Source organism: Maricaulis salignorans (assembly GCF_900103475.1).
Lineage (GTDB): Bacteria > Pseudomonadota > Alphaproteobacteria > Caulobacterales > Maricaulaceae > Maricaulis > Maricaulis salignorans.
This window is the reverse complement of the sequence record NZ_FNHG01000001.1, coordinates 97,510-114,044: the sequence shown is the minus strand read 5'-3', so window position 1 is coordinate 114,044 and position 16,535 is coordinate 97,510. Positions and strand designations below refer to the sequence as shown.

At 62.3% G+C, this 16,535-nt stretch carries 16 protein-coding genes; 11 read left to right on the top strand and 5 right to left on the bottom strand.

The genetic code is table 11. The annotated features are described in order from the left end of the window. The first annotated feature begins 18 nt into the window (after window positions 1-18). From obgE to BLT42_RS00525, 10 genes are all read left to right on the top strand, one after another. Window positions 19-1,053, top strand: a complete 1,035-nt coding sequence (gene obgE / locus BLT42_RS00570) for a GTPase ObgE (protein WP_091765140.1) — start codon at window positions 19-21, stop codon at window positions 1,051-1,053. Next, window positions 1,041-2,186, top strand: coding sequence for a glutamate 5-kinase (gene proB / locus BLT42_RS00565; protein WP_176780202.1), 1,146 nt, complete (start codon window positions 1,041-1,043; stop codon window positions 2,184-2,186). Before obgE ends, proB begins: the two co-directional genes overlap by 13 nt. Then, window positions 2,179-2,832 carry a nicotinate-nucleotide adenylyltransferase gene (locus tag BLT42_RS00560; protein ID WP_233342230.1) on the top strand — a complete coding sequence of 218 codons (654 nt, stop codon included), beginning with the start codon at window positions 2,179-2,181 and terminating at the stop codon, window positions 2,830-2,832. The genes proB and BLT42_RS00560 overlap by 8 nt, the downstream gene beginning before the upstream one ends. Before the next feature lie 30 nt (window positions 2,833-2,862). Next, window positions 2,863-3,867 carry an L-histidine N(alpha)-methyltransferase gene (gene egtD / locus BLT42_RS00555; protein ID WP_091765134.1) on the top strand — a complete coding sequence of 335 codons (1,005 nt, stop codon included), beginning with the start codon at window positions 2,863-2,865 and terminating at the stop codon, window positions 3,865-3,867. Window positions 3,868-3,994: 127 nt separating this feature from the next. Then, window positions 3,995-4,339, top strand: coding sequence for a ribosome silencing factor (gene rsfS, locus BLT42_RS00550; protein WP_091765130.1), 345 nt, complete (start codon window positions 3,995-3,997; stop codon window positions 4,337-4,339). Continuing rightward, on the top strand, window positions 4,340-4,810 hold the full coding sequence (gene rlmH, locus BLT42_RS00545; RefSeq protein ID WP_091765127.1) for a 23S rRNA (pseudouridine(1915)-N(3))-methyltransferase RlmH: 471 nt from the start codon (window positions 4,340-4,342) through the stop codon (window positions 4,808-4,810). Window positions 4,811-4,912: 102 nt separating this feature from the next. Beyond that, window positions 4,913-6,139 carry a murein hydrolase activator EnvC family protein gene (locus BLT42_RS00540; RefSeq protein WP_091765124.1) on the top strand — a complete coding sequence of 409 codons (1,227 nt, stop codon included), beginning with the start codon at window positions 4,913-4,915 and terminating at the stop codon, window positions 6,137-6,139. A gap of 29 nt (window positions 6,140-6,168) precedes the next feature. Continuing rightward, window positions 6,169-7,479, top strand: coding sequence for a S41 family peptidase (locus BLT42_RS00535; RefSeq protein ID WP_091765121.1), 1,311 nt, complete (start codon window positions 6,169-6,171; stop codon window positions 7,477-7,479). Between the two features lie 159 nt (window positions 7,480-7,638). Continuing rightward, window positions 7,639-8,958 (top strand): divergent polysaccharide deacetylase family protein, encoded by a 1,320-nt coding sequence (locus BLT42_RS00530; RefSeq protein ID WP_091765118.1) that lies wholly within the window; start codon window positions 7,639-7,641, stop codon window positions 8,956-8,958. Further along, complete coding sequence (locus BLT42_RS00525) at window positions 8,958-9,455, top strand: RNA pyrophosphohydrolase (protein WP_091765116.1); 498 nt, start codon at window positions 8,958-8,960, stop codon at window positions 9,453-9,455. Before BLT42_RS00530 ends, BLT42_RS00525 begins: the two co-directional genes overlap by 1 nt. On the opposite strand, the gene BLT42_RS00520 is transcribed toward BLT42_RS00525, so the two are convergent. Next, window positions 9,456-11,009 carry an amidohydrolase family protein gene (locus BLT42_RS00520; RefSeq protein ID WP_176780179.1) on the bottom strand — a complete coding sequence of 518 codons (1,554 nt, stop codon included), beginning with the start codon at window positions 11,007-11,009 and terminating at the stop codon, window positions 9,456-9,458. A gap of 124 nt (window positions 11,010-11,133) precedes the next feature. Between BLT42_RS00520 and BLT42_RS00515 the strand changes: the two genes are divergently transcribed. Beyond that, the gene (locus BLT42_RS00515; protein WP_176780178.1) at window positions 11,134-12,135 is read left to right on the top strand and encodes a helix-turn-helix domain-containing protein; all 1,002 of its coding nucleotides are present in this window, start codon (window positions 11,134-11,136) and stop codon (window positions 12,133-12,135) included. A gap of 53 nt (window positions 12,136-12,188) precedes the next feature. Here BLT42_RS00515 and BLT42_RS00510 read toward each other — a convergent pair whose 3' ends face one another. The 4 genes from BLT42_RS00510 to atpA are packed head-to-tail and all read right to left on the bottom strand — an operon-like array spanning window position 12,189 to window position 16,533. Beyond that, window positions 12,189-12,590: a F0F1 ATP synthase subunit epsilon gene (locus BLT42_RS00510; RefSeq protein WP_091765110.1), complete on the bottom strand. Its 402-nt coding sequence runs from the start codon at window positions 12,588-12,590 to the stop codon at window positions 12,189-12,191. Between the two features lie 32 nt (window positions 12,591-12,622). Continuing rightward, window positions 12,623-14,062, bottom strand: coding sequence for a F0F1 ATP synthase subunit beta (gene atpD, locus BLT42_RS00505; protein WP_091765106.1), 1,440 nt, complete (start codon window positions 14,060-14,062; stop codon window positions 12,623-12,625). A gap of 18 nt (window positions 14,063-14,080) precedes the next feature. Beyond that, a complete protein-coding gene (locus BLT42_RS00500) occupies window positions 14,081-14,968 on the bottom strand; it encodes a F0F1 ATP synthase subunit gamma (RefSeq protein WP_091765103.1) in 888 nt (295 codons plus the stop codon). 32 nt (window positions 14,969-15,000) lie between these two features. Then, window positions 15,001-16,533: a F0F1 ATP synthase subunit alpha gene (gene atpA / locus BLT42_RS00495; RefSeq protein WP_091765100.1), complete on the bottom strand. Its 1,533-nt coding sequence runs from the start codon at window positions 16,531-16,533 to the stop codon at window positions 15,001-15,003. Window positions 16,534-16,535: the final 2 nt, after the last annotated feature.

Here is a 16,535-nt window from a genome sequence, read left to right as displayed (position 1 = left end):
CACAAAAGAGATTACCCGATGAAATTCCTCGACCAGGCTAAAGTTTATGTTCGATCCGGCAATGGCGGGGCGGGGTGTATGTCATTCCGGCGCGAGGCCTTTGTTGAATTCGGCGGCCCCGATGGCGGTGATGGCGGCAAGGGCGGCGATGTCTGGGCCGAGGCGGTTGAAGGCCTCAACACCCTGATCGACTATCGCTACAAGCAGCATTTCAAAGGCGATACCGGCGGCCATGGCCATGGGCGCGACCGTTCCGGCAAGGGCGGCGAGGATGTCATTCTGCAGGTTCCCGTCGGGACGCAGATCCTCGACGAGGACAAGGACGAAGTGCTCGCCGACATGACCGAGCTGGGCCAGCGCGTGCTGTTGGCGCGCGGCGGTGATGGCGGCCAGGGCAATGCCCGTTTCAAATCGGCGACCAATCGTGCGCCGCGCAAATCCACGCCCGGCTGGCCGGGCGAGGAGCGCTGGGTCTGGCTGCGGCTGAAACTGATCGCCGATGTCGGCCTGGTCGGTCTGCCCAATGCCGGCAAATCGACCTTTCTCAGCGTCGTTTCCAAGGCTAATCCGAAGATCGCAGCCTATCCGTTCACCACGCTCTACCCCAATCTCGGCGTCGTCGATCTGGGTCCGGGTTCGCGCTTCATCGTCGCCGATATTCCCGGCCTGATCGAGGGTGCGCATGAAGGTGCCGGCATTGGTGACCGCTTCCTTGGTCATATCGAACGCTGCGCCTCGATCATACATCTGATCGACGGCACCCAGGACGATCCGGTCGAAGCCTATCATACGGTCCGCAACGAGCTGGCAGCCTATGGTGGCGGCATCACCGACAAGCGCGAAATCCTCGCACTGAACAAGATAGACGCTATCTCCGAGGACGAGATCGAGGAGAAGGCGAAGCTGCTGGAAGCGGCGACCGGCAAGAAGGTCATGCGTCTGTCAGGTGTCTCCGGCGACGGCGTCAAACGGCTCTGCTCGGAAGCGTGGCGCATCGTGCAACAGGTCCGTGCCGGCGTCGCCGAACCCGATGAGGAAGGCTGGGCCCCGTGACACGCCGCGGCTTCGACGCGGCCCGCTGCATCGTGGTCAAGGTCGGTTCAAGCCTGCTGCAATCAGGCCCCTCCGTCATTGACGCGATCGCGGACGATATTGCGTCACTGGCCGGGCAGGGAAAGCGTATCGTACTGGTTTCATCCGGTGCTGTCGCGCTGGGACGGCCCCGGCTGGGCCTTGGCTCCGGCTCGCTGACGCTGGAACAGAAACAGGCCGCCGCAGCGGCCGGCCAACCGGTCCTGGTCGGCGAATGGGAACGCACTTTCGCCCGCCACGGACGCGCCACGGCCCAGGCGCTGTTGACCCTCGACGTCACAGAATCACGCCGTCACTGGCTCAATGCCCGCGCCACGCTTCACACACTGCTCGATCTCGGCGCCATTCCTGTCGTCAATGAGAATGATACCATCGCCACCGACGAAATCCGCTATGGCGACAATGACCGCCTTGCGGCGCGCGTCGCCCAACTGGTCGGGGCAGACCTGTTGGTGCTGCTATCGGATATCGAGGGCCTGTTCGACCGGGACCCGCGCTGCCACCCGGAGGCCAGACTTGTCCCGGAAGTCCACCGGATCGACGCGTCCATCCACGCCATGGCCGGCGATGCCAACAAGCTGACCGGTGTCGGCACGGGCGGCATGCGCTCGAAAATTCTCGCCGCCGAGATTGCTGCCGCCTCGGGCTGTGCGACAATCATCGGGTCGGGATCGGCGCGCACACCTATTCTGCGGCTACGCCAAACCGGTTGTGGCAGCTGGTTCCATCCGACCGGCTCGGCCGTCAGTGCCCGCGCCGCCTGGATTGCCGGCGCCCATAGCCCCAATGGAGAGATCCGGATTGATGCCGGCGCCGCGTCGGCGCTTCAGGCCGGCAAGTCCTTGCTGCCAGTCGGGGCCATCGCGGTCGACGGACATTTCGAGCGCGGCGATGCCGTGCGCATCATCGGGCCGGATGGCACCGCAATTGCGCGTGGGGTCAGCGGCTATGATGCCAGCGACGCACGACGGATTTGCGGTTGCAAGACCGCTGAAATCGAAGCCCTGCTGGGATACCGGCGAGCCTCGGCGCTCGTTCACGCCGACGACATCGTGCTATCGAGCCCTGGCGCAAATGGCGGCTGTAATGTCTAGACGCCGCTCCAGCCCGATGGCGCGAGGCCGGCTGATCAGCGCCCCGAAGCCGGCCCGCGCGCTGCGTGGCGAAACGTTCGTCCGGGGCATGAAAGTCGGCCTGTTCGGCGGCACATTTGATCCCCCCCATGACGGCCATCTCCACGTCGCCGAGGCGGCCAAACGGCGCCTTGGCCTCGACCGGATCTGGTGGCTGGTCTCGCCGCAAAACCCGCTCAAGCAACGCCGTGCCGGGGAGCTGGACAGCCGCATGGCGGCAGTTTCAGCCCTGGCGGACCGGCCGGGAATGGTGGTCAGCGACATCGAGACCCGACTGGGCTGCAACCGGACCATCGAGCTGATCAACGCCCTGCAGCGCAGCCATCCCGGCGTTCACTTCGTCTGGCTGATGGGCGCCGACAATCTCAGGAGTTTCCACCGCTGGGGGCAATGGCGCCAGATTTTCGGCTCAGTCCCGATTGCCGTGATTTCGCGGCCACAGGATTCCGTCCGCGCCCGCCTCGCTCCCGCTGTCCGGATGCATGCCGACTCACGGCTTCGTGACCAGGGTCTCGCGACGCTGCCCCTAAAAAAGGCGCCCGCGTGGACCTATCTGATAGAACCGTTAAACTGGCATTCCTCTTCCGCGCTTCGCGCGCAAACCTGAACCCCGATCCACAGCAGGCAGGACGATTCCATGACCGACCTCACCCTCGGCCAACCCCCGGTTCATGCCGCCCTGGATTTCTTCGACGATCAGCATCCCCCCGCCGGGGATTTCCTGCGAGACGTGCTGACCGGTCTGGCCGCGACGCCAAAGTCCATCCCGCCCGTCTACTTCTACGATGCTGCGGGGTCGGCCCTGTTCGACCAGATCACCGACCTGCCGGAATATTATGTGACCCGGACCGAACTGGCCCTGCTGGACCGGATCGGGCCGGAACTGGCCAAGCGCGCCGGGCCCGGTGCTGTGGTCATCGAACCGGGATCGGGCTCGAGTGTGAAGATCCGCAAATTGCTCAGTGCGCTCGATCAACCAGCTGGCTATGTCGGCCTGGATATTTCCGGCGAGCATCTCATAGCCTCCTGCGACGAGCTGGCGCGGGATTATCCCGGTCTGCATATCGGCGCGATCTGCGCGGATTTCACGACCGGCCTGTCGCTGGATCATCTGCCGCTGCCCAAGGGTCGGCGGATCCTGTTTTTCCCGGGCTCGACCATCGGAAACTTCGAACCTGACGCCGCCCGCGCCGTGCTCGCCAGTTTCCGCAAGGGCATGCGCGAAGGGGACGCTATCCTCATTGGCGCCGATCGTGTGAAATCACCGCAAACGCTGGAAGCTGCGTATGATGACGCCCAGGGCGTGACCGCAGCCTTCAATATGAACCTGATTGCCCGCATCAATTCCGAACTCGACGGCACACTCGACCCGGCCCTGCTCAAGCATGTCTCGGTCTGGAATGCCGAAAAATCACGAATTGAAATGCATCTCGAAGCCCGGGAAGCACAGCAGCTTCAAGTCGCTGGCCGGTCATTTTCGCTGGCCAAGGGCGAACGGCTGCACACCGAAAATTCCCACAAGTTCACGCCGGAGAGTTTTCAGGCCCTCGCCGAATCGGCCGGTTTCGACCTGCTGGAAAGCTGGTCAGACCCAGCTGAACTCTTCTCGCTGCACTGGCTCGAACCGAAAGCGAAAGCGTGATATAGGCACGATATTGTATTGGTTGTCAGAAAGGACACCCGCCCTGTCTACGGAAACATCGCGCCGGACCAAGGAAGAAACGGCTGCGGCCGTCCGGGTCATCGGAGAAGACGGTCCCCTCGAGGAAATGGAAGCACTGGTCCTCGAAACTCTCGACGACGACAAGGCTGAAGATGTTGTAGCGATCGATCTTCGCGGCAAGTCTTCGGTGACCGACATCATGATCATTGCCTCCGGGCGGTCATCGCGCCATGTCAGCGCGATCGCCACGCACCTGATCGATACGTTGAAGGAAACCGGCCGTGTGAAAACACGGATCGAGGGATTGCAGACCTGTGACTGGGTGCTGATCGATGCTGGCGATATCGTCATCCATCTCTTCCGACCGGAAGTCCGCACTTTCTACAATCTTGAGAAAATGTGGTCGGTCGACCCGGAAACTCCGGCATCTGCGGCAGACCCGGCAGTCTAAGTGAAACTCCGCATCGCAGCGATCGGACGCATTCGTTCCGGACCGGAACGTGAGCTGGTCGATGATTATATCAGCCGCTGTTCGGTTGCCGGACGTGCCATCGGCCTGGGTCCGCTGACCGAGACCCAGATCGATAATCGCAGTCTCAAGACACAGACCGATGAGAGCCGCGCCCTTGCCGAGAGCCTCGGTGGCGATATCAAATTCGTATTGCTTGATGAGCGCGGCAAGGCCTTCAAATCGCCTGATCTTGCCCGCAAGCTGGGGCAATGGCGCGATGGCGGCTGCCGCGAAGTCGTGTTCTGCATTGGCGGGGCGGACGGGCATGACAGGGAAGCGCTGCCGGCGCCCGATTTGATGCTCGCATTCGGCCCGGCCGTCTGGCCACACAAGCTTGTACGCGTCATGCTGGCCGAACAGATCTACCGTGCCGTGTCGATTCTGGCCGGCACGCCCTATCACAGAGAGTAAACATTGCGCCGGGAAGGCCATTGAGCATTTCCGGTGTCCGCATTTATCGGGTCGGCAATACCGGTTCCTACCGTTTTCAGAACAGGGATTTAGCGTCAGCGGATGTATCTCCTCCTTCTCTCCCTTTTGCTGTCGCAGGCCCAGCCTGCCGGTGCGCCGCCGGCCGATGCGGCCACGGCGGAGCAGCTTGAGCGGGAGGCCCGCGAGACCGCAGCGCGCGCCGAGGCCGCACGCGAACAAGCCGATCAAGTCGCGTCCGAGATCGCACTGATGCAACGGCAATTGGTGGAGTTGGGGCAGCGCGTCGGCAATAGCGAACAAGCGGCGCTGGCGGCATCGGGTGAACTCACGCGCCTGGGCAGCGAAGAAGCCGAAATCCTTGCCCGCCTCGCGGCAGAGCGCGAATCGCTGATCGACATTCTCGCAGCCATCCAGCGCATCGAGACCCAAACCCCGCCTGCGATACTGGCGGCGCCAGACGATGCGGCCCGGGCTGCGCGGGCGGCGGCATTGATGGCCCAGGTTGCGCCGGCCCTGCAGGAGCGCGCCGATGCCCTGTCGCGCGAGCTGGCGCAACTGCGCTCGATCCGCAGCGATATCGAAACCCAGAGCAGTGTGCTGGCGAGCGCAGAGGATGTCTTGTCGGCACAAAGACTTGAGTTGCAGGCGCTGATCGCGGAGCGGCGCGCGCTCGAGGCCCGCCGGCGAGACGAAGCCGTCGCCTTCCTGGAAGCGTCCAGTTCTGCCGGCGAACGCGCCCGTTCGATCCGCTCGCTCCTGTCCGAATTGACGCAGATGGCGGCTGTGATGCCGACGCTCAACCCGCGCCGGATCGAACTTCCGGACACGATACCGGAGCCGCATATGCGCCCGGCCCGTGACCTCATCGCTGCTCGGGCACCAGCCGAACCGCTTGAAACCCTGCGTTTCGCCGATGCCCGCGGTCGGCTCAGGCCGCCCGCGGCTGGCGAAGTGGTCCGACGCTTCGCGGAGCTGGCCGAAGATGGCACAGCATCTGAAGGAATATTCATTCGGACTCGCAGCGAAGCGCAGGTAGTGTCTCCCTTCGACGCCCGTATCGAATTCGCCGGACCGTTCAGCACATATGGCGGTCTCTTGATACTCAATGTCGGGGAGGGCTATTATATGGTCCTGTCGGGCATGGCGGTCACCTATGCCAGTGCCGGGCAAAGCGTTCTTGCTGGCGAACCGGTTGGTGCAATGCCCGATACTGGGCAAACGGCCCCAGAATTGTATCTGGAGCTACGTAGAGACGGTAATGCGATGGATCCCGGGCCCTGGCTCAGACCCACTGCACAATCCGGATAAGACCTCGCGCACAAAGGACGCGAATTTGTATGCGCATCAATGTCTTCGCTTCAATCCTGGCTTTCGCGCTCGGGGCAGTGGCCATAGCAGTCGCTGCCGAAGGACGGCAAGAGGATCATTCGGAGACGTTTCGGCAGCTTGAGCTGTTCGGGGACGTGCTGAGCCGGATCGAGTCCGACTACGTCACAGAGACCGAACAAAGCGAGATGATTGAGGCGGCCATTGAAGGCATGCTGACTTCGCTCGACCCGCATTCCGCCTATCACAATCCCGACAGCTACGAGAACCTGCGCGTAACGACACGCGGCGAGTATGGCGGGCTGGGCATGGAAGTGACCAAGCGCGACGAATTTATCACCATCGTGTCGCCGATCAGCGACACCCCGGCCGAACGTGCCGGCCTGCGTACCAATGACCGCATCATCGCCGTCGATGGCGATAGCATTGTCGGAGCCACGGTCGACAGGGCCGTAGAACTGATGCGCGGCGCCGTCGGCGATCCGATCACGATCACCATTGCCCGCGCCGGCGAAGATCCTTTCGAAGTCACCCTCGTGCGTGACACCATCCCGCTGCGCACCGTCGCAACGCGAATTGATGACGGCATTCCCTATCTGCGGATTGCAGGCTTCAATGAGCGCACCACCGAAATGGTGCTGGAAGGGATTGCCGATCTGGAAGAAGAATACGGCGCGCCCCTGCCCGGTCTGATCCTCGATGTCCGCTATAATCCGGGTGGTTTGCTCGACCAGGCGATCGGTGTGACCGATGTTTTCCTGGACGGTGGCGAGGTTGTTTCGACCCGCAATCGCGATCCACGCGACACCCAGCGTTACAATGCCCGCCCCGGCGACCGTCTGAATGGCGCACCCATTGTCATCCTGATCAATGAGGGTTCGGCCAGTGCTGCTGAAATCGTAGCCGGCGCGCTGCAGGATCGTGAACGCGCCGAGCTTGTGGGCATGACGAGTTTTGGCAAGGGCTCGGTTCAGACCATTATCCCGCTCCGCGGTGGCCGTGACGGCGCCTTGCGCCTGACGACCGGCCGCTATTACACACCAGCGGGGCGCTCTATCCAGGGTACAGGCATTGTGCCGGACCTCCAGATCAGCTCCTTCCCGATTTCTGAGGATGAGGATGCTCCCGGCTCCCAGGTCAGGCTTGAAGCCGACCTGCCAGGCGCACTCGAGAATGAATCCGGTGAAGGTCGGGCAGAGGCGGATATCGCAGCGATCGAGCAACCGCCGGCTGACTGGCCCGAAGACGAAGACTTCCAGCTTTCGCGCGCTCAGGAAGTCTTGCGCAGCTCGATGGAAAGTCAGCAGGCAGCGCTGCAATAACCAGCACGCCAATTCCCCGCCCGTCACCGCCAGGTGCGGGCGGGTCAAGCATGCTGGCCGTTAACCGTTTCTTTTCCGGGACAGGGCAGTTTCGACAGTGAATTCGTGCGCCCGGCCGGGGCGTATGATCGGTTATTTCGCTTGTCGAAGATTGCTCACATGTCCAGCGCCGTCCTACGTCATGTCGAACCCCTGCTCACAATCAGGGCACCGCTCTTCGCCGGACTCGGCGCGGCAGCCCTGTTTGCCGTCGTTATTCTGACAATTGCCGTGTTCGGGAAAGCCGATCTGCAGCCCCCACTCGCCCGCGGCGGCGTCACACCGGCGCCGGCTGAAGCGCTTTATCCGGCAGCTGAATTGCGGATCGCGCCCGAGGAAGACGAACCCCCTGTGATCCGCTTCATCGAGCCGGACGGAGCCGAGGAAGTCCAGCTCGCCGGGATTGAGGATCGCTTTGCCTCGCCCCGCGCCCCCGCAGCGGGATCCGACCCGGCAGACGCGGAAGCCCGCCATGCCGCGGCGCGGCCTGACCCGGCGCAGGCCTTGGCACCGGCCCCGCTTCCCGGTCTGAGTGAAAACGGCCCCAATGGCCTGCTGCCCGTGATTCCACCCAATGGGCTGCGGGCATCACGCGCCTATGCCCGGCCCTTCCATGGTGATCCAAGCGCTCCGACCATCGCAGTCGTGATCGGGGGACTGGGCCTCAATAGCGCCGTGACGCAAGCAGCCATCAATGAATTGCCGCCGGAGATTGCCCTCAGCTTCGCGCCCTATACCCGCGATCTTCAGACCTGGGTCGACCTGGCGCGTGCCGCTGGTCATGAAGTGCTGATCGAGGCGCCGATGGAGCCTTTCGACTATCCCAATAATGATCCCGGGCCACAAACCCTGCTTGCCGATGCCGCACCCGGAGACAATCTGGCGCGCCTGGAATGGGTGCTGGGGCGCACGACCGGATATTTTGCGGTCTCCAACTATCTCGGCGCCCGCTTCTCGGCGTCGGAGCCGGCCATGACGCAATTGCTGCAGAGCCTTGAGGACCGGGGCGTCGCCTTTCTGCATGACGGCGCCGGCCGGCGCACGGTGATCGAGACAGCCGCCCGCGCGACCAATGTCCAATACGCCATCGCCGACCGGGTGCTCGACGAAGACCCGAGTCCGACCGCAATCGACGACCATCTGCTGACGCTGGAGGCGCTGGCGTTGCAGAATGGTGCATCACTCGGCGCCGGCTTCTCCTATCCGACCACAGTCGAGCATGTTCGTGACTGGGCCCGCAGCCTCGACATGCGCGGCTATCAGCTGGCGCCGCCATCGGCCGTGATGGCCCGCCGGCGCTTGCAGGCACGTCTTGCGGCCGAAGCCCGGGCGCTGGAGCCCGAGCCTGAACATGTCACCGATAATCGCTGGTCACGCCCGCCAGCCGACGCATCGGATGGCGGCGAGCACGCGGCGCCTGCCGCCTCGTCGGGCCATTGATGTCGGAGCCTGACGACCCCTGGCCGAACCATCGCGCCAATGTCGGCATTGCTCTTTTCAATGCTGATGGTCAGGTCTGGCTAGGTCGCCGCGAAGGCACACCGCCGCCCTGGAACTGGCAATTGCCTCAGGGCGGGATGGATGCGGGGGAGACCGCCGAGACCGCGGCGTTGCGCGAACTTGAGGAAGAAACCGGTATCCGGCCCGATTGCGTCGAACCGCTGGGTAATATCGCAAACTGGATCGCCTATGATTACCCGCCAGATGTGCGCGAGGATCCACGCTTCCACAAGAAACGGCATCTCGGGCAGAAACAGCGCTGGTTTGCCTTCCACTTTAAGGGCTGTGAGGCTGATATTGACCTCGCCCGTCACGCCGAGGTCGAGTTCGACGCCTGGCGTTGGGGCGAACTGACGGAAATCCCGGACCTGATCATCCCCTGGAAACGGGATGTCTATGTGCAGGTCGTAGCGGCGTTCGCGAAATTCGCGCGCTAGTCACCGCGCCGCCTCACTCTGCCGCGCTGACAAGACGGATCGCTCCAGCGGCTGACCGGCCAGAAGAACCATATCGATGCGGTCATAGGCCGTCACATCAAGCAAGGGATTGGCACGCAGGATCAGCAGGTCAGCGCGCTTGCCCGCTTCAATTGTCCCGATCTCCCCGGCCAGTCCGAAAGCGACAGCGTTGTCGATCGTCAGGCTGCGGAACAAGGTCGCCGGCGAGATGCCGGCCTCGATCCAGTTCTGCATCTCCCAATAACCGGCCAGTCCGGGCGGCGAAGCCCAGCCGAAACCACCAACCGCCGTATCCGAGCCAAACAGGAAGCGGGCCTGTTCGGTAGACATCTCCCAGATCAAGTCTTCATAGCGATTGAGAAATGCGGACTGGGCCGCGGCCATATCGGTCGCTTCATCCCCTTCCGCGATCATCTGGCCAAACATGCCGATGAAGTGCTGGCGCTGTGCCTGGGCATCACCACGCAAATATCCCAGATAGGCGGCTGGGACGACATCAGTCCATCCTCGATCCTCCAGGAGCGTGGCGTCAAACAGGCTGGCCGTATTGCGGAGGGTCTGGACGGTGGGCTGCACCGCAATCGGTGAATGGGAGATGCGCCGGGCAATGCTCTCTATTTCTGCGGATGGCTGAGGGTCGGTGAAAGACTGATCCGTCCATTCCCACAGGCCGTGGGCGAGGATATCGACCCCGGCTTCGAGCGCAAAGGCATGACCGGCGGGCGTTGTGGCATGCAAAAGGACGGGCAAGTTCTCTGCATGGGCTGCGCGGACCACGTCCCGGACAATATCGACCGAGGGCAATCGGAAGGCTGGTGCCCCACCAGGCCACCACAGAGCCTCCTCATAATAGAGTTTGATACACTGGCCGCCCTGATCGAGAACCGAGGCCACAGCGGCCTCTGGAGTGTGCGCGGCGATGTCTGCCCCCTCGGGAACGAGGCCCGCGGCATGCGTGTCGATCAGATACCCCGGATAGGTGTCCCAGACCGGCTCGCCCCCGAGCTCAAGCGCCATGAAGCCATCCGAAAGCACGACGCCCTGCCCACAATGAACCAGGTGCGGGTGAAGCGGCGCGGCCTCGAACCGCGCATTGGTCGCCGCGTCGGCATTGAGCTCGATCACGGTGGTGAAGCCGTGAAACAGGAAGCTGCGCGGCTGTTGCGCCATATAGTCCTGATATAGCGCCTCGTAGTCCTCGCTGTAGCGGCGACGCAGCCCGGTCGCATGGTAGAGATGAACATGGCTGTCGATCAGGCCAGGGATAAGAAAGCCCTGCCCGGCATCGATGATGCGCGCAGCACCGACATCGATCGGTCCGCTTCCCGTCTCGATAATGCGGTCGCCGCTGACCCGCACCCATGCATCCTCAAGCGGGGCGTCCCGTTCGGGGCTGAGCAATATCGCATTCACGATGATCAGATCCGGAGCCAGCCCGGATCGGAGGGCCGGCTGGCCGGAGACGGGCTGGCTCAGCGCCGCGCCCAGCAAGAGGGCCGACGCTAAGCAGGTCGATAAGGGGTGGCTGGGCATGGGGATCTCCTGTGACAAGGGCCCCAACAAGCCGGTATCCAGGAAGCGGGCGCCCTCAAACGCGATCGGGGACATCCATAATCGCGATCTTGGACAGGCGCGTGAGACGTTCTATCAAGTCGAGATGACCTCGGTTCTTCATATCTCCGCCGTGCTCTGTGCGATCATGGCGCTCTATCTGGTGAATCTGCGGTCACAGCCGCGGCTCGCGCACCGTTTGCTGGCGCTTGTCTTCGCACTGTTTGCCGCCCAACACCTGCTCACCAGCCTCGCCATTCTGGGACTTGGCCCGGCCCTCGTCTGGTGGCGGCCGACACTGGCCATGCTTTTGCCACCCGCCCTTTTTCTGCACCTGCGCGCGGCCTCACAGCCGGGCAGGAGGCTGACCGCAGGGGACCTGCTCCACCTGGCGCCGCCTGCCGGACTGCTGCTGGGACGGCTTTTCCTCGGCGATGGCCGCTATCTGGACGGAGCGATTATCGCCAGCCTGCTGTGCTATGGTGCCTATGCTGTCCTCGCTCTGCGGACCCGGAATGCATCGGGCCGCCGCTGGAAAATCATGGTTTGCGGCTGGCTGTTCATGATGGCCCTGGCCGACCTCCTGGTGATGATCGAGCTGTTGGGCCGGGAAGACCTGCGCCATTCGCTCATCCTGATCATCACTGTCTCGGGATTCTTCCTCTTCCTGGTCTATTTTCTCCTCACAAGCCTGCATCAGAGCGGTCCGCTCAGCTGGACCATGACGCGGGCCCGGGAAGATACAGCTGGAAACGAAGTGGTGAGGACCAGGCTGGAACAGCACATGGCGGATCAACGGCCCTGGCTGGATCCCGATTTGACGGTGGCCCGGCTCGCACGGCAACTCGCCCTGCCGCAACGGCGTGTGTCCGAGACCATCAATGACGAATTTGGGGTCAGCGTCAGCCGCTGGATCAATGGCTGGCGAATTGCCGAGGCCCAGCGCCTGATGCGGGGCACACCGGACCGGCCGCTGGTCGAACTCATGCTCGATTGCGGGTTTCAGACCCGGTCCAACTTCAACAAGGCCTTTAAGGGTGTGACTGGTGAGACGCCGAGTGCCTGGCGTAGACGCAACCGCCAGCCGCCTTCGTCTCTGCCGCAATAGAAAAAGGCCGCCCCAACGGGACGGCCTTGATCAGATTCAGTAGTTCAGACGGGTCAGTTGGCGACCGTCGTCCGCATCGCTTCCAGCCGCTCGATGCGGCCCTGTGCCTGCTCGACTTCCATCTCGGACTTGGCCACACCCAGGTCTTCCTGGGCATTCTTGAGGTCTTGCTCGAGAGCGGCGACATCAATCTCCGAAACCGGGATCGCTTCTTCCGCGAGGATGGTCAGACCCTCCGGCGTCACCTCGGCGAAACCGCCATGGATGAAGGTGCGCTCGGCAACGCCGTCGGTCGTCACAATGATCGCGCCGGAGCGGATCACAGACATGAAGGGGGCGTGCTTCGGCAGGACGCCGAAATCGCCATCTTCACCAGGCACGACCACCATATCGACTTCACCCGCAAACAGGCGGCGCTCAGGCGATACGAGGTCAAAATGCAGCTTGTCAGCCATCAGGTATTCCTCCGGCTAATGCCGGAGACCGCTTATGCGGCCTCCGCAGCCATTTTCTCGGCTTTTTTCACCGCGTCTTCGATCGTGCCGACCATGTAGAAGGCCTGCTCGGGAAGGTGATCATACTCGCCGTCACAGATCGCCTTGAAGCCCTTGACCGTGTCAGCCACAGGCACCTGGATGCCCGGGAAGCCGGTGAAGATTTCGGCCACGTCGAATGGCTGCGACAGGAAACGCTCGATCTTGCGGGCGCGGGTCACCAGCATCTTGTCCTCTTCGGACAGCTCGTCCATGCCGAGGATGGCGATGATGTCCTGCAGGGCCTTGTAGCGCTGAAGCGTTTCCTGGACCCGGCGGGCGGTGTTGTAGTGATCGTCGCCAACGATGCGAGGCTCGAGAATACGCGAGGTCGAATCGAGTGGATCCACAGCCGGGTAGATACCCTTTTCCGAGATCGCACGGTTGAGAACCGTGGTCGCATCGAGGTGGGCGAAGGTTGTGGCAGGCGCCGGGTCGGTCAGGTCATCGGCGGGCACGTAAACGGCCTGAACCGAGGTGATCGAGCCCTTGTTGGTCGAGGTAATGCGTTCCTGCAGTGCACCCATATCGGTCGACAGGGTCGGCTGATAGCCCACCGCGGACGGGATACGGCCGAGCAGGGCGGACACTTCGGAACCGGCCTGGGTGAAGCGGAAGATATTGTCGACGAAGAAGAGAACGTCCTTGCCCTCTTCATCGCGGAAATATTCAGCCTGGGCGAGACCCGACAGGGCGACGCGGGCGCGCGCTCCCGGAGGCTCGTTCATCTGGCCGAAGACCAGCGAACAACGCGAACCTTCGGTCGAGCCATCATGCTCTTTCGGGTCCTTGTTGACGCCTGATTCGATCATTTCCCAGTAAAGGTCATTACCTTCACGGGTCCGCTCGCCAACACCGGCGAAAACCGAGTAACCACCGAACATCTTCGCGATGTTGTTGATCAGCTCCTGGATGAGAACCGTCTTGCCAACGCCGGCGCCGCCGAACAGGCCGATCTTGCCGCCCTTTGCGTAGGGGCAGAGCAGGTCGACGACCTTGATGCCGGTAGGCAGGATCTCAGCTTCCGTTGCCTGTTCGGCAAAGGATGGTGCAGCCCGGTGAATCGGGGCCGTCATCGTGTGCGGGATATCGCCCGCTTCATCGATCGGCGCTCCGGTGACGTTCATGATGCGACCGAGCGTGCCCGGACCGACGGGAACCATGATCGGCGCGCCAGTGTCGACAACTTCGACGCCGCGCTGCAGGCCCTCGGTCGCGTCCATGGCGATGGTGCGAACCGTGTTCTCGCCAAGGTGCTGCGAAACTTCGAGGGTCAGCGGCTTGCCGTCATTGGTCGACAGCAAGGCGTTGAGGATGTTGGGCAGTCCACCATCGAACTCGACGTCGACGACGGCGCCGGTGATCTGGACAATACGGCCTTTAAGAGTGCTCATGATTGGTCTTCCCCTCGTCTAGAGAGCTTCGGCGCCGGAGATGATTTCAGTCAACTCCGTCGTGATTTGCGCCTGACGGGTGCGGTTATAAAGAAGGTTCAGCTTGTCGATCAGTTCGCCGGCATTGCGGGTGGCATTATCCATGGCGGCCATGCGGGCCCCCATTTCGCCAGCCGAATTTTCCAGCAGGGTCGAAAGAATTACGGTGGTGATATAGCGCGGCAACAAGGCGTTGAGGATGCTCTCTTCGTCCGGCTCGGCGTCATAAACGCTGCCATCCGTGTCCGGCCGATCGGCTCCGTCCTCGATCGCATCGATCGCCGGGATCAACACTTTCGAATACGGTTTCTGCGAGATCACCGAAACGAATTCCGAAGCGAGGATTTCACAAACATCGAACTCACCGGCTTCAAACATATGGGTGATCTCGTCACCGATACGTCCGGCAACGGCGCCGTTGAGGGTCTTCTCGGACTTGAGATCGAACATCTTGATGATCAGCGAGGCGAATTGGCGCTTCAGCTGGTCGAAGCCCTTCTTGCCAACGCAGATAATCTTGACGGTCTTGCCAGCACGCTGAAGCTCGTTGACACGAGCCCGCGCCAGACGGGCGATATTGGTGTTGAAGCCGCCACACAGGCCACGGTCGGCCGTCATGACGAGCAGCAAGCGTGTCTCATCGCTACCGGTACCGACGAGGAGCGGCGAGGCTCCCGGGGTTCCGGCCATCGAATTCGACAGGTTCGCCATCACGGCAGCCATGCGCCCGGCATAGGGGCGCGCGGCTTCCGCGGCTTCCTGGGCCCGGCGCAGCTTGGCCGCTGACACCATCTGCATCGCCTTGGTGATCTTCTGCGTGGATTTCACGCTGGCGATACGATTTCGAAGGTCCTTAAGGCTCGCCATGCGGCACTCCTAGCGGTCGTTACGGTTCAAATTCACGCGAAATGTTCGGTGAACTTGTCCAGAACGCCCTTCAGCTTGGCCTCAGATTCGTCGCTCACCTTCTTCTCATCACGGATCGCCGCCATGAGAGTGGCATGCTCGGCATGGAGATGACGCAGAAGGTCTGCCTCAAAACGCTGAATGTCGCCGATTGCGATCCCGTCGAGATAGCCGCGTGTACCGGCATAGATCGCGCAGACCTGTTCTTCCATCGACAGCGGCGAGAATTGCGGCTGTTTCAGGAGCTCGGTCAGGCGCTGACCACGGCTCAGCAGTTTTTGTGTTGCGGCATCAAGGTCGGAACCGAACTGGGCAAAGGCCGCCATTTCGCGGTACTGGGCCAGTTCGCCCTTCATCTTGCCGGCAACCTGCTTCATCGCCTTGGTCTGGGCAGCCGAACCAACGCGCGACACCGACAGACCGACGTTCACAGCCGGGCGGATGCCCTGGTAGAACAGGTCGGTTTCCAGGAAGATCTGGCCGTCAGTGATAGAGATCACATTGGTAGGAATATAGGCCGACACGTCATTGGCCTGGGTTTCAATGATCGGCAGAGCCGTCATCGAGCCGGAACCATTCGCTTCGTTCAGCTTGGCCGAACGCTCGAGCAGACGAGAGTGAAGATAGAAGACATCGCCCGGATAGGCTTCGCGGCCTGGTGGGCGACGCAGCAACAGGGACATCTGGCGATAGGCAACAGCCTGCTTGGACAGATCATCATAAACGATCAGTGCATGCATGCCGTTATCGCGGAAATACTCGCCCATGGCAGAGGCTGTAAACGGTGCCAGGAACTGCATCGGTGCAGGATCCGAAGCCGTCGCGGCCACGACGATGGTGTAATCCATCGCGCCATTTTCTTCGAGCGTCTTGACGATCTGGGCGACCGTCGAACGCTTCTGGCCGATCGCGACATAGATGCAGTAGAGCTTGGCGCCCTCATCTGTGCCCTGGTTGATCGCCTTCTGGTTCAGAATGGTGTCGAGCGCGATCGCGGTCTTGCCGGTCTGGCGGTCACCAATGATCAGCTCGCGCTGGCCACGGCCGACCGGGATCATGGCGTCAATCGCCTTGATGCCCGTTGCCATGGGTTCGTGAACCGATTTGCGCGGGATGATACCCGGCGCCTTGACGTCAACGCGGCGGCGTTCGGCGACATCGGTCAGAGGACCCTTGCCATCGATCGGCTCACCGAGACCGTCCAGCACGCGGCCCAACAGGCCCTTGCCAACGGAGGTGTCGACGATCGAGCCGAGACGCTTGACGGTGTCGCCTTCCTTGATGCCCCGGTCTTCACCGAAGATCACGCAACCGACATTGTCGCGTTCCAGATTGAGGGCCATGCCCTTAATCCCGCCCGGGAACTCAACGAGCTCACCAGCCGCGACCTCATCGAGGCCGTAAACGCGCGCAATACCGTCACCGACGGATAGCACACGACCGACGTCCGAAACCTTCGCTTCGGTGCCGTAATTTTTGATCTGATCCTTCAGGATCGCAGAAATCTCTGCAGCCCGGATGTCCATGG